The 13,859-nt window shown below is 68.3% G+C and carries 10 protein-coding genes; 7 read left to right on the forward strand and 3 right to left on the reverse strand.

Annotated features, from left to right (window positions below):
• Positions 1-18: 18 nt before the first annotated feature.
• Positions 19-1,311, reverse strand: coding sequence for a flavodoxin-dependent (E)-4-hydroxy-3-methylbut-2-enyl-diphosphate synthase (gene ispG / locus ACW7G2_RS02995; RefSeq protein WP_456972564.1), 1,293 nt, complete (start codon positions 1,309-1,311; stop codon positions 19-21).
• An 89-nt stretch (positions 1,312-1,400) separates the two neighbouring features.
• A complete protein-coding gene (locus ACW7G2_RS03000; RefSeq protein ID WP_456972566.1) occupies positions 1,401-1,958 on the reverse strand; it encodes a copper chaperone PCu(A)C in 558 nt (185 codons plus the stop codon).
• A 91-nt stretch (positions 1,959-2,049) separates the two neighbouring features.
• Here ACW7G2_RS03000 and xseA point away from each other — a divergent pair, with 91 nt between their 5' ends.
• From xseA to ACW7G2_RS03020, 4 genes are all read left to right on the forward strand, one after another.
• Positions 2,050-3,381, forward strand: a complete 1,332-nt coding sequence (gene xseA / locus ACW7G2_RS03005) for an exodeoxyribonuclease VII large subunit (RefSeq protein ID WP_456972568.1) — start codon at positions 2,050-2,052, stop codon at positions 3,379-3,381.
• Positions 3,382-3,575: 194 nt separating this feature from the next.
• Complete coding sequence (locus ACW7G2_RS03010; RefSeq protein ID WP_456972570.1) at positions 3,576-5,222, forward strand: acetolactate synthase large subunit; 1,647 nt, start codon at positions 3,576-3,578, stop codon at positions 5,220-5,222.
• A 175-nt stretch (positions 5,223-5,397) separates the two neighbouring features.
• Entirely contained in the window at positions 5,398-6,864 is a 1,467-nt protein-coding gene (locus ACW7G2_RS03015; protein WP_456972572.1) for an aldehyde dehydrogenase family protein, read from the forward strand.
• A gap of 96 nt (positions 6,865-6,960) precedes the next feature.
• A complete protein-coding gene (locus ACW7G2_RS03020; RefSeq protein WP_456972574.1) occupies positions 6,961-8,661 on the forward strand; it encodes a vWA domain-containing protein in 1,701 nt (566 codons plus the stop codon).
• Between the two features lie 15 nt (positions 8,662-8,676).
• On the opposite strand, the gene ACW7G2_RS03025 is transcribed toward ACW7G2_RS03020, so the two are convergent.
• Positions 8,677-11,541 (reverse strand): bifunctional diguanylate cyclase/phosphodiesterase, encoded by a 2,865-nt coding sequence (locus ACW7G2_RS03025; RefSeq protein WP_456972576.1) that lies wholly within the window; start codon positions 11,539-11,541, stop codon positions 8,677-8,679.
• 183 nt (positions 11,542-11,724) lie between these two features.
• On the opposite strand from ACW7G2_RS03025, the gene ACW7G2_RS03030 reads away from it, so the two are divergent.
• The 3 genes from ACW7G2_RS03030 to ACW7G2_RS03040 are packed head-to-tail and all read left to right on the forward strand — an operon-like array spanning position 11,725 to position 13,798.
• Positions 11,725-12,243 (forward strand): RNA polymerase sigma factor, encoded by a 519-nt coding sequence (locus ACW7G2_RS03030; protein ID WP_456972843.1) that lies wholly within the window; start codon positions 11,725-11,727, stop codon positions 12,241-12,243.
• Positions 12,240-13,214, forward strand: a complete 975-nt coding sequence (locus tag ACW7G2_RS03035) for a hypothetical protein (RefSeq protein WP_456972579.1) — start codon at positions 12,240-12,242, stop codon at positions 13,212-13,214. Before ACW7G2_RS03030 ends, ACW7G2_RS03035 begins: the two co-directional genes overlap by 4 nt.
• Positions 13,211-13,798: an IMPACT family protein gene (locus ACW7G2_RS03040; RefSeq protein WP_456972581.1), complete on the forward strand. Its 588-nt coding sequence runs from the start codon at positions 13,211-13,213 to the stop codon at positions 13,796-13,798. Before ACW7G2_RS03035 ends, ACW7G2_RS03040 begins: the two co-directional genes overlap by 4 nt.
• The last annotated feature ends 61 nt before the right edge of the window (positions 13,799-13,859 follow it).

Raw genomic sequence — 13,859 nt, forward strand, 5'->3', positions numbered from 1 at the left:
GCCGCGATGGGCGCCGATTCAGTCCGTTGCCGCCGTGCCCGCGGTGCCGTAGTGGCGATCCACGTAGCTGTCGATCAGGCCGACGAACTCCCCGGCAATGCCCTCACCACGCAGGGTGACGGTTTTCTTGCCGTCCTCGAACACCGGCGCGGCCGGCGCCTCCCCGGTGCCCGGCAGGGAAATCCCGATATTGGCGTGACGTGATTCACCCGGCCCGTTCACAATGCAGCCCATCACCGCCAGGGTCATGTTCTCCGCGCCCGGATGGCTGATCTTCCACTCCGGCATCTTGGCCCGCACGTGCTCCTGCACCACCTGGGCCAGCTCCTGGAAGAACTCGCTGGTGGTGCGCCCGCAGCCCGGACAAGCGGTGACCATCGGGGTGAAGGCCCGCAGTCCCAGCGTCTGCAGCAGCTCCTGGGCCACCACCACCTCGGTGGTACGGGCCTGTCCCGGCTCTGGCGTAAGCGAGATGCGGATGGTGTCGCCGATGCCTTCCTGCATCAGCACCGCCAGCGCCGCGCTGGAAGCGACGATGCCCTTGCTGCCGATCCCGGCCTCGGTCAGGCCCAGGTGCAGGGCGAAGTCCGAGCGTGCTGCGAGGTCGCGGTACACCGCGATCAGCTCCTGCACGCCGCTGACCTTGGCGCTGAGCACGATGTTCTCGCGCGCCAGACCCAGCTCCACGGCCCGCTCAGCCGAGTCCAGTGCCGAACGGATCAGCGCCTCGCGCAGTACCCGCCCGGCGTCCCAGGGCTCGGCGCGCTTTGCGTTCTCATCCATCAGCACCGCGGCCAGCGACTGGTCCAGCGACCCCCAGTTCGCGCCGATGCGCACCGGCTTTCCATAGCGGATCGCAAACTCGATCAGCTGGGCAAACTGGGTGTCGCGCTTCTTGCCGAAGCCGACGTTGCCGGGGTTGATCCGGTACTTGGCCAGCGCCTCGGCGCAGGCCGGCTCGGCCGCCAGCAGCTGGTGGCCGTTGTAGTGGAAGTCGCCAATGATCGGCACTTCCAGCCCCTGCATGGCCAGGCGCTCCACGATCCGCGGCACGGCGGCCGCGGACTCGGGATTGTTCACAGTGATCCGCACCAGCTCCGAGCCGGCGCGCCACAGTTCGGCGATCTGCTTCGCGGTACCCGCCACATCGGCGGTGTCGGTATTGGTCATCGACTGCACCACCACCGGAGCGTCGCCGCCCACAAGGACGTTGCCAATGCGCACCTGGCGCGTGGCACGGCGCGGCACCGGTCCGTAGGCGGGCGCCGGATCGGCGTGGCAGGGGGGAATGGATTCAGGCTGAGCGGACATGGCGGCATTTTACCGGGCGCAGCCCAACCGCGCATGACGCCGGGTGGCCGGCCGGGCGGGACCGGCCCGGCCCCGTCCCTGCGGGCACATTAGTGGCCGTGGCCGTCCCCGTGATCGTCGCCATGGGCGTGGTCGTGCGATTCCGCCGCCCCATCGACCGGGCGCACGTTGAAGACCACCGGCACCTCGCCTGCACGCTCGAACACCAGCGTCGCCTCCAGCTGCTGGCCGGCAGCCAGGCCCTCGCGCGGCTCCATCAGCATCAGGTGGTAGCCACCCGGCATCAGCTCCACATGGCCGGCGGCCGGCACTTCCAGCCCGCCCTTCACTTCACGCATGCGCATGATCCCGTCCACTTCCTCCATTTCGTGGATCTCAACCCGTGTCGCTGCTTGCGTTTCCACTGCCAGCAGCCGGTCGGCTTCTGCACCGGGATTGTCGATGCGCATGTAGCCCGCGGCGACCCGGGCGGACGGAGGCGGCTGCCGCACCCAGGGCTCCTGGATCGAGATTTCCTGCGATTGCACCCTGGCAGTCGTTTCCACGGAGGTCCCCGCATCTTCTTCGACCGCCTGGGGAGCTGGGCTGCAGGCGGTGATAGCCAGGGCGATCAGGCTGCACTTCAGGGCTGGCGCGATACGTTTCATGCATGGTCTTCCCGGATTGGCTGTGTCGGCATTGTAGGGAAGGCAGCAAGCGGCCGGGCCCCTGCCCCGACCGGCGCGATATCCTGTGCGGATGAATGATGCGGTCACCGGCGAAATCCTTACCCCTTCACAGCTCAACACCCTCGCGCGCAGCCTGCTGGAAGACACCTTCCCGCTGGTGCTGGTGGAAGGCGAGCTGGGCAACGTGGCGCGGCCGGCTTCGGGGCACCTGTATTTCACCCTCAAGGATGCGCGCGCGCAGGTGCGCTGCGCGATGTTTCGGCCCAAGAGCACGTGGCTGAAGTTCCAGCCGCGGGAAGGACTCAAGGTGCTGGCCCGCGGGCGGCTGACGCTGTACGAGGCCCGGGGCGACTACCAGCTGGTGATCGACTCGCTGGAGGAAGCCGGTGAGGGCGCGCTGAGGCGCGCGTTCGAAGAGCTGAAGGCCAGGCTGCAGGCCGAAGGCCTGTTCGACCCGGAGCGCAAGCGCCCCCTGCCCGCGCTCGTACAGCGGCTGGCGGTGATCACCTCCCCCAGCGGCGCTGCGGTGCGCGACGTGCTCAGCGTCATCGGTCGGCGCTTCCCGCTGCTGGAAGTCGATGTGTTGCCCGTGCCCGTACAGGGGGAAGGCGCCGCCGCGCAGGTCACAAGCATGCTGCAGCGCGCCGGCGCCAGCGGCCGTTATGACGCCCTGCTGCTGACCCGCGGTGGCGGCTCGCTGGAAGACCTGTGGGCGTTCAACGATGAAGCCCTGGCCCGCGCGGTGGCCGCATCTCCGGTCCCGGTAGTGGCGGCGATCGGCCACGAAACCGACTTCAGCCTGGCCGAGTTCGCTGCCGACCTGAGAGCCCCCACTCCTTCGGCGGCGGCCGAACTGCTGGTGCCCGACCGCACCGATCTGCTGGCCGGCCTGCGCGCCCAGCACCGGCGCCTGGTCACTCTTGGCACGCACCAGCTGCGCCAGGCCGCGCAACAGGCGGACCGTGCCGCCCTGCGCCTGCACGCCCTGCGTCCGCAGGCCCGCCTGGATGCGCTGCGCCAGCGCAAGCTGCAGGCACTCCGTCGGCTGCAGGCGGCCTTCGCTATCCAGCACGAGCGCCGCCAGGCAGCCCTGCGCCACGCCCAGGGGGTGCTGCGCGCGCAGTCGCCCAGCCGCCAGTTGGAGATGCTGGGTGCGCGGCTGCAGGAGCTTCAACCGCGCCTGCACGCCATCGTGCCGCGCCGCCTGCGGCACGAATCCCTGCGCCTGTCGGGCGTTGCCCGTGCGCTTGAAGCAGTCAGCCCCCTGGCCACGGTGGCCCGCGGCTACGCGATCGTGCGCCGCGAAGACGGCCAGGTTGTCCGCAGTGTCAGTGACGTGCAGTCCGGCGAGCGCGTGAGCGCCCGCCTGCAGAACGGCGAGCTCCACCTCGAAGTCATGTAGGAGCGCGCCATGCGCGCGAAACCGCGTGAATCCGGATTCGCAGCGGGGCTTCGGATTCTGTGTCGTTGACGGAGCTTTGGCAGTTGCCAGATGTCACGCGGCTTCGCGCGCATGGCGCGCTCCTACAAAAAGGGCCGTCGCCTGGTGATCACGGAACGCGGCTTATGGTCGGGGTTTCTCAACGGGACCATCCCATGGCCAAAGCCTCCGACCTGTTCGTCGCCGCGCTGGAAGCAGAAGGGATCGAATACGTGTTCGGGATACCGGGTGAGGAAAATCTCGACCTGATCGAATCCCTGCGCGAGTCGAAGATCCAGCTGGTGTTGACCCGCCACGAACAGGCCGCCGGCTTCATGGCCGCCACCGTGGGACGCCTGACCGGCACGGCCGGTGCCTGCCTGGCCACGCTGGGCCCCGGCGCCGCCAACCTGGTCACCGCCGCCGCCTATGCCCAGCTTGGCGCCATGCCGATGCTGATGATCACCGGCCAGAAGCCGATCCGCAGCAGCCGCCAGGGCCACTTCCAGATCGTGGACGTGGTGGCGATGATGAGGCCGCTGACCAAGTTCACCCGTCAGCTTGTTTCAGCCGACATCATTCCCGCCCGGGTGCGCGAGGCGGTCCGGCGGGCCGAGGAGGAGCGCCCCGGCGCGGCCCATCTGGAGCTGCCGCAGGACGTTGCCGGCGATCAGACCGATGCCCGTCTGATCCCGCCATCGCATTCGCGCCGACCGCTGGCCGAACACAAGGCGATCGAGCGCGCTGCAGCGGCAATCCGCGACGCCCGGCGCCCGCTGCTGATGGTCGGCGCCGGCGCCAACCGCAAGACCACCGCGCGCACGCTTGCCGCCTTCATCGACAAGCTCGGCATCCCGTTCTTCAGCACCCAGATGGGCAAGGGCGTGCTGGACGAGACCGGGCCGCTGTGGATGGGCACGGCGGCCCTGTCCGACGGCGACTTCGTGCACCGCGCCATCGATCAGGCCGACTGCATCATCAACATCGGCCACGACGTGATCGAGAAGCCGCCGTTCTTCATGCGCGAAGGCAAGCGTACGGTCATCCACGTCAATTACTCGGGCGCGGTGGTGGACCCGGTGTATTTCCCCCAGGTGGAAGTGGTCGGCGACATCGCCAACGCCGTATGGCAGCTGGCCGAGGCGCTGGAGCCGCAGGATCATTGGGACTTCAGCTGTTTCGACCGTGCCCGCAGCGCACTGCTGGAACACCTGCAGGACCGAGCGGACGACGCGCGCTTCCCCATGGTCAGCCAGCGCCTGGTGGCCGACATGGCCGCGGTACTCGCGCCCGAGGACATCATTTCCCTGGACAACGGCCTGTACAAGCTGTGGTTCGCGCGCAACCACCGCTGCCAGCGCCCCAATACCCTGCTGCTGGACAACGCGCTGGCCACCATGGGCGCCGGCCTGCCCGTCGCCATGGCCGCGCGCATGGTGCATCCGGATCGCAAGGTGGTGGCGGTGTGCGGTGATGGCGGTTTCATGATGAATTCGCAGGAGCTGGAGACCGCCGTGCGCCTGAAGCTGGACCTGGTGGTGATCGTGCTGCGCGACGACGCCTACGGCATGATCAAGTGGAAGCAGAGCCACGAGGACTACCCGACCTTCGGCATGGACTATGGCAACCCGGATTTCGTGAAGTACGCCGAGAGCTACGGCGCCCGGGGGCATCGGGTCGACTCCGCCGAAGCGTTCGCCCCGCTGCTGCGCGATGTGCTGGAAAGGCCGGGCGTGGACCTGATCGAGCTTCCGATTGACTATTCCGACGACGATCGCATCCTCAACGAGGACATCCCCCGCATGAGCGCCGCAGTCAAATGACCCGCCCCCCCGTAGGAGCGCGCCATGCGCGCGAAACCGCGTGACATCGATCGGCGCTGCGTGGCTTCGGACCCAACGCATTCACCGAAGCGTCTCCGCGAACCATGATTCACGCGGCTTCGCGCGCATGGCGCGCTCCTGCAACTGGCGAACGCTCTGATACGAGGCCAATGCAATGACCAGCAAGAAGACCACATCCAAACGCGTGCGCGGCAGCCTTGCCGCCAGCTATCCGTACTACATCGCCAACCAGGCCGTAGCGGCCAATACGGATCTGGAAGTGCGCAACAAGTACACCGGACGCATCGCCACCCGCGTCGCATTCGCCGATACCGCAGCGGTGCGCAAAGCGATCGCCGCTGCCAGCCGCGCCCGCCGACCAATGCAGGAATTCACCCCCGACGCGCGCCGCGATGTGCTGGAACACTGCGTGCGCCGCTTCCGCGAGCGCTACGACGAGCTGGCGCTGGCGCTTTGCATCGAGGCCGGCAAGCCGATCAGTGACTCCCGTGGCGAGGTGGACCGGCTGATCGATACCTTCCGCATCGCCGCCGCCGAAGCCACCCGGATCGAAGGCGAGACCGTGGAGCTGCAGATCTCCGAGCGCAGCCGCGGCTATCGCGGCATGGTCAAGCGGGTGCCGATCGGCGTGTGCAGCTTCATCACCCCGTTCAACTTCCCGCTCAACCTGGTGGCACACAAGGTGGCGCCCGCCATCGCCGCCGGCTGTCCGTTCGTGCTCAAGCCCGCCGCCAAGACTCCGGTCGGGGCGCTGATCATCGGCGAGATCCTGGCCGAAACCGATCTGCCCAGGGGTGCGTTTTCAATCCTGCCCTGCAGCAACGACGACGCCTCGCTGCTGGTCGAGGACGAGCGCATCCAGCTGCTCAGCTTCACCGGCGGGCTGATCGGCTGGGACCTGAAAGCCCGGGCCGGTCGCAAGAAGGTGACCCTGGAGCTGGGCGGCAACGCAGCCTGCATCGTCGACGCCGACCCGGGAGCCAGCCTGGACCATGTGGTCGACCGGCTCGCTTTCGGGGCCTACTACCAGTCCGGCCAGAGCTGCATCGGCGTGCAGCACATCCTGGTTCACCGGGACCTGTACGAACCGCTGCGCAGGAAGCTGAAGAAGAAAGTGGCTGCCCTGCCCATGGGCGATCCGCGCGAGGAAAACACCTTCATTGGCCCGGTGATCGACGAGGACGCAGCCCAGCGGATCGAATCCTGGGTCGAGGACGCCATCAAGGGCGGGGCAAAGCGCCTCGCAGGCGGTCCGCGCAAGGACAATATGGTTCCGGCGACGCTGATGGAGCAGGTGCCACCCGACAGCGACCTGTACCGCCAGGAGGTGTTCGGCCCCGTGGCATGCCTGCAGCCCTTTGATGATTTCGACGAGGCGCTTGCCACCGTCAACGCCGGCGATTTCGGCCTGCAGACCGGCGTGTTCACCGCCAGCCTGGCGCACGCCATGCGGGCCTGGGATGAGCTGGAAGTCGGCGGCGTGATCGTGGGCGACATCCCCAGCTTCCGCGTCGACAACATGCCCTACGGCGGGGTCAAACAGTCCGGACTGGGCCGGGAGGGCGTCCGCTACGCGATCGAGGACATGACCGAGCCGCGCCTGCTGGTGATCCGCGGCTGAGCCCTCTGCCGAGAGCGCCTCCGGGCGTTCCGCAGCTTGCAACCCCTTTCACCCTCCCCGTACGTTGGCAGCCAGGACCATCACACGGAGAGTGCCATGCAACGCCCCATCCTGACCGCCCTGCTGCTCGGCAGCCTTGCCCTGTCCGCCTGCCAGAGCGCCCCGGACACCCGCGTCGCGGGGGAATCCAAGGTTGCACCTGGAGCGGCTGACAACCCGCCTGTCGTGTTCGATGCGCCACCACCCGCGCCGCCAGCGCCTCCTGCGCCGCCATCACCGCCGCTCTACATGGAAGCTGTGCTCCCGTTGCGCTCCGCTGTGTCCGCCGCGGGCGAGCGGCTCCTGCCTCCTCCCCTGACCAATACCGAACGTTACGACGAGCGCAGCGACAACCCGGTGCAGCGGACCAGCGAACAGCCGGTGTCCACCTTCTCCGTCGATGTCGACACCGGCAGCTACAGCAACGTGCGCAGGATGCTCCGCAACGGCATCCGCCCGCCGGCAGACGCGGTGCGTGCCGAGGAGTTCATCAACTATTTTTCCTATGGCCACCCCGCGCCCGACTCACGTGACGTCCCGTTCCGGGTCACCACAGAGCTGGCACCCGCACCGTGGAACGCAAACCGCCACCTGCTCATGATCGGCATCAAGGGTTACGACGTGCCGAAGCTGGAGCTGCCGCCGGCCAACCTGGTGTTCCTGATCGACACCTCGGGCTCGATGAACAGCCACGACAAACTGCCCCTGCTCAAGCAGGCCTTTGCGGAGCTGGTAAACCAGCTGCGCCCGCAGGACCGCGTCTCGATCGTCGCCTATGCGGGCAGCGCCGGCGTGGTCCTGCCACCCACGCCCGGCGACCGCCACGACGAGATCAACGCCGCGATTGAACGCCTGCAGGCCCATGGCAGCACCAATGGCGGCGACGGCCTGCGGGTGGCCTACAACATGGCGCGGCAGGCGTTCGCGGAGAACGGCGTGAACCGGGTAATCCTGGCCAGCGATGGCGATTTCAACGTTGGCAACATCGACGGCGGCACCCTGGAAACCCTGGCCGCCGACCGCCGCAAGGAAGGCATCGCCCTGACCGTGCTCGGCTTCGGCCAGGGCAACTACAACGATGCACTGGCCCAGCGGCTGGCCCAGGCCGGCGACGGCAAGCTGGCCTATATCGACACCCTGCGCGAGGCCCGCAAGGTACTGGTTGAGGAGATGTCGGCCACGCTGCTGACCATCGCCCATGACGTCAAGATCCAGGTCGAGTTCAATCCAGCCGAAGTGGCCGAATACCGCCTGATCGGCTACGAAAACCGGCTGCTGCAGCGCGAGGACTTCGACAATGACCGCGTCGATGCCGGAGACATCGGTGCCGGCCACGAAGTCACCGCCCTGTATGAGGTGGCGCTTGTGGGGTCGGGTGGCGAGCGGCTGCCGCCGCTGCGCTACGGCACGGCTTCCAGGGCCACCGATGGACCCGGCGGGGAGCTTGCCCACCTGCGCCTGCGCTACAAGCTCCCCGGTCATGACAACAGCAGGCTGATTGAAACCCCGGTGACCCGCCAGGCAATGCGCAGCCGTCCAAGTGAACAGCTGCGCTTTGCAGCGGCGGTGGCGGCATATGCCGATGCCCTGCGCGGCGGAGCGCAGAGCGATGGTTGGAGCTGGGATGAGATCGAGGGCAGCGCGCGCGCATCCGTCGGTGACGACCCCTGGCAGCTGCGCGCCGAGCTGGTGGATCTGATCGGCGAGGCGCGCAGGCAGGTGCGGGCTGCGGAGCCGGGGCGTGTGTCGACCCGCTGAGCCCAGCCTGCGCGGTCAGCTGACCATGGCCTCGAACGGCTGCGGGCTTCCGTACAGGAAGCCCTGCCCGTACTCGCATCCCAGGCGCAGCAGCACGTCCCGCTGCCGCTCCGTTTCCACGCCTTCACCGACGGTCTCGATGCCGATGGTTCCCGCCAGCGCCAGGATCGCGCGCACCAGGGCGTGGCTTTCCGTGCGCACCTCGCCCTCGAGCCCGGCGACGAAGCTCTGGTCGATCTTCAGCGACTGGATCGGAAACCGATGCAGGTAGGACAGCGCCGAAAAGCCGGTGCCGAAGTCGTCCAACAGGGCAACCACCCCGCGCTCGCGCAGCATGTTGAGCATGCGCAGGGCCCGAGGGGCATCGTCGAGCAGGGCCACTTCGGTGATCTCGATCCGCAGCCGCGCGGGATCCACCTTCTCCATGTCCAGCAGCGACAGCAGCCGGTTGGCGAAATCATCGGAATGGAAATGCCGCGGCGACACGTTGATGGAGATATAGCCTTCGCCCGGCACGCGCAGCTGTCTGGCCACGTCCTGGTACAACAGCCAGTCCACCTGCTCGATCAGCCCGCTGTCCTCGCCCACGCCGATGAAATCCACCGGCGTCAGGATCCCGCGGATCTCATGGTTCCAGCGCAGCAGCGCCTCATGTCCCACCACCTTGCCGTCGGACAGGCGCACGATCGGCTGGAAATACGGTTCGAACGCCTTCTTGTTGATCGCCCGGCGCAGGTCGGCCTCCAGATCCAGCAGGCGCGTGGCCTCGGCGCGCATGGCCTCATCGAAGACAGCGCTGCGGGCCCGGCCCCGCTCCTTGGCGCGGTACATGGCCGCGTCGGCGTCGCGGATCATCTCCTCGCCATAGCGGTAGCGCGGCTGCCACACGGAAATGCCGATGCTGGCCGACGGGAAAAGTTCGCGGCCTGCGATCCACACCGGCCGCGACAGCTCACGCAGAAGGCGCGCCGCCACCCCCTCGGCCGCATGGACCGTGGCCACGTTCTCCAGCAGCACCGCAAACTCGTCACCGCCCAGTCGCGCCACCGTGTCGTTGGCGTTCAACGCGCGCCGCACCCGGCGCCCGGCTTCGATCAGCATGTCGTCGCCGGCCGCATGGCCGACGCTGTCATTGACCAGCTTGAACCGGTCCAGATCCATGAACAGCACGGCGAAGGGAATCGACCCCGGTTCGTGCATGCGGCTGATCGCCGCGTCCAGCTTTTCCAGCAGATGGGCCCGGTTCGGCAGCCCGGTCAGGTCATCGTGCCGCGCCTGGTCAAGCAGCCGCTGCTCTGCCCGCATCCGCTCTCCGACCTGGGCCCGCAGCTCGCGGTTGGCCTCCTTGAGTTCGCGGGTGCGGGTTTCCACCCGCGACTCCAGCTGGGCGTGTGCGGCCCGCAGCGAGTCCTGCGCGCGCTTGCGCGACAGGGCAATGCCGATGTGCTGGGCCACGAAGGTCAGCAATTCCTGGTCGCGCCGTCCGAAGTGGATCTTCGCCGAGTGGCTCTGCACGGCGATCACTCCCACCACTTCGCCGTCCAGTTCCAGCGGTACGCCCAGCCAGCTGTGGGCCAACGTGCCGTAGTTGACCAGATCTCCGCTGGTCTCCAGCCCGGCGATCGCCTCCCGGTCGGCCAACAGCGCGCGCCCGCTGTTGATCACGTATTCGGTCAGTCCCCTGGTCAGCGGCCGGGACTCCCTGACCGGATCGCGCTCATCCACCGAGTAGGGAAACTCGATGCGCTGCCCGTCCGCCGACAGCATGGCCACATAGAAGTTCTTCGCGTAGAGCAGGCCGTCCACCAGCTCGTGTACATCGGCATAGAAACGCTCCAGGCTGACCGCGGTCACCGACAGTTCGCTGATGCGGAACAGCGCCCGTTGCAGCTGCTCCGAATGCTGGCGTTCGATGATCTCCGCCTGCAACACGGCATTGGCCTGCTGCAGTTCCAGGGTACGTTCGGCCACCCGGCGCTCCAGCTCGCAACGGGCCATGCGCCGATCCACGGCCGTCAGGATGTGCTGGGCGACGTATTCGAGCAGCGCGCGGTCCTCGTCCGAGTAGGCCTCCGCCTGCTCGTAGCTCTGCACCACGACCGCACCGCTGATCGCCCCCTCGCGGTGCATGGGGACGCCCAGCCAGTCAACGCTGTCCGGCCCCAGGCTGGGATCCCGCGCCACGTTCAGCTCCCTGCACACCGTTTCCGACGGGCCACGCCAGGCCCGGCCATCGCGCAGCAGCGCTGCCGTCAGACTGGTGGGAATCTGCTCCAGCACGATCTCCTCGCGTGGATCGCACTGCCAGGGATCGTTCTGATCCACGAAATAGAGGAACCTGGCGACTTCGCGCGCCGGGTCGTACAGCACGATGTACAGGTTGTCCGCGGACATCAGCGAAGCCACCACCGCGTGGATGCGCTCAAGCATCTCCTCCATTTCAAGCTGCGAGCCGGACAGGTCGGCGATGCCGTACAGGGCCTGTTGCAGGCGTTCGGACTTGCGCAGCGCTCGCACCTGCCCGGCTTCGCCTTCCGCGCGCATGAAGGTCCTGACCATCCACGGTGCCAGCCGCTGCCAGCGGGCCACCCCCTCCGCCTCCATGCCCCTACCCGGATCGGCCGCGACCGCGATCCGGCTGTCTCCTTCAGGGCAGGAAATGTCCAGCGGCCACTCATCGCGCCCGTCCTCGCCCTCGGCTGCAAGTCGCTGCACGGCGCGGGCCTGCAAGCGCGGATCGTATGGGCCGCAGGCCACGCAGTTCTGCGCGCCGCCCTCGCCCCAGGACAATGCCACGGCGCTGCCAGCCGGCAGCAGCGCGGCGAGCATCTCGACCAGCGCACCCGCAGCCTCCACCCTTGTCCAGGGCCCGTCCGTCATAAGCCCCACTCCGTCCACGCCAATGCCCGATCCCCTTGCCCTTCCCCACTCCAACGGCAAAGAGCGCCGGAACAGGCAACCCCCGCTGGCTTCCCGTTCACACCGGCAGCGCTTAACCTGCCAACGGTGAAGGACTCGCTCGCCCCAGCCCAGGTCATCGAAGCGCCCAGCGATGAGGCGCTGATGCAGGCCTATGCCAACGGCGAAATGGGCGCATTCGAACAGCTGTACGCCCGCCACCGCCAGCGCCTGCACCGGTTCCTGCTGGCCCAGCTGCGCGACTCCGCGCTGGCCGATGAAGTGTTCCAGGATGTGTGGCAGAGGATCATCGGCGCCCGCGATGGCTGGAGCCCGGAGGCCGGCTTTGCATCCTGGCTTTACCGGATTGCCCGCAACCGCGTCGCCGACCACTGGCGTGCGCGCCGGCACCGCCCCCCGCCGCCCGGTGATGCCAACGAGCGCGTTGCGCAGATGACTGACGAGCAGACGCCCGAACACAGCCTGTCCGAGTTCGAGCGGCGGCGTCATCTGCAGCTGGCGCTGGACGACCTGCCGCCGGAACAGCGCGAAGTGCTCCTGCTGCGCCTCGATCAGGAGCTGACCCTGGAGGAAATCGGCGAAGTCACCGGGGTGGGCCGGGAAACGGTGAAGTCGCGGCTTCGCTATGCAATGGACAAGCTGCGCGCGAGACTTGTGCCATGAGCCACGATCAGGATCCCCTGAGCCCGGAAGAACGCGCCATGGCCGATGCCCTGGCGCGGGCCATTCCGCACGGCGGTCCACCCCCGGGGGTGGACGCCGCGGTGCTGGCCAGCGCCCGCGCGGCGCTGTCGGGGCAGGCGGCGCGGCTGGCGCCTCGTTCCCGCAGGCGTTGGCCTGCGGCACTCGGCATTGCCGCCTCGCTGGTTTTCGCCGTTGGCATTGCCTGGCAGCTGCGTCCGGCTCCCGGGGACGGGATTCCGGCGATCGCCGAAGGGTCTGTACCGGCCCGTCAGGGCCGGGCGGCGTCCGAAACGACGGCGGTCCGTCCTGTATCCGCTCCCGAAGCAGCATCGGCGACATCGCTCCGAACTGTTCCGGCTCCAGCCGATTCCGCCCTGGCAGCAGGCGAAGAGACCCGTCCCGTGGAACCCGCACCGCCGGCCACCGCGCGCATCAAAAGCTCCCCGCCGCCGGCTGCTGCCAGTGAGCACGACCAGGAGGCTGCAGACAGCGCTCCGGCGACGCGGGATGCCTCCAGACCAGTGGAGGACACCGGTCCCGTCCGCGCGCAGCCGCAGGAAGCGTCCGCGTCGCAGGCTACTGCCCGCGAATCCGAACCGGCCCAGCAACCCACCCCGCGGCCGGCGCCCACCCGCCAGCGGGCCATGGCGCCACCTCCGGCCCCTCCGGCGCCGCCTGCTCCCCCCTCCCCGCCGGCAACCGTCGAGATCCAGGCGGACAAGGCTGCCGACTCAGCCCATGGCCACATCCTGTTCGAAGACGATGACCTCCACGGCGACCCCCCGGCCACGGTGGATTCCCCTGCATTCCAGCGCCTGTGGCTCGACCGGATTCGCGAATTGCGCGATGCCGGCGAACTCGACGTGGCACGCGAAAGCCTGCGCGAGTACCGGCGCCGCTATCCTTCCCAGTCTCTGCCCGACGATCTTGACGGCCTGCTGGACGAATGACGCTCGACACCCTTGCCGCACCCGCCTCGCACGAAATCGAGGTCAAGCACAGCCGCTTCCTGGCTCGCGCCGTATCCGTTGGCGGGGCGGCCGAGGCAGCGGCGTGGCTCGAATCGGTCCGCGTTCCCGATGCCACCCACAACTGCTGGGCCTGGCGGATCGGCGACGACTACCGCTCAAGCGATGACGGGGAACCGGCGGGCACCGCCGGCCGTCCGATCCTGGCCGCCATCGATGGCCAGGGCTATGACCGCGTGGTGGTGGTGGTGACCCGCTGGTACGGGGGCATCAAGCTCGGCGCCGGTGGCCTGGTGCGCGCCTACGGCGGGTCCGCAGCGGAGTGTCTGCGCCAGGCCGAGCGCAGTCCGCTGGTGGAATATGCGCAAGTCGCACTGCACGTCCCGTTTGAAGACCTCGGCTCCGTTCACGCCGCGCTTGAGCCGTTCGAGGCGGAGAAGGTCGATGAACAGTTCGACGCCGCCGGCGCCCGCTTCCAGCTGCGCCTGCCAGCCGCGCTGGTGGATGCGCTGCGGATCCACCTGCGCGATGCCAGTCGCGACCGGATCCGGTTCGAAGACGCCTGAGGGTCCGGCCTTCTACAATGGGCGGCTTGCGCGCCCAGCCCTGCCGGACCCTGCCCTCGCC

It is taken from the genome of Luteimonas sp. A277 (assembly GCF_054052045.1).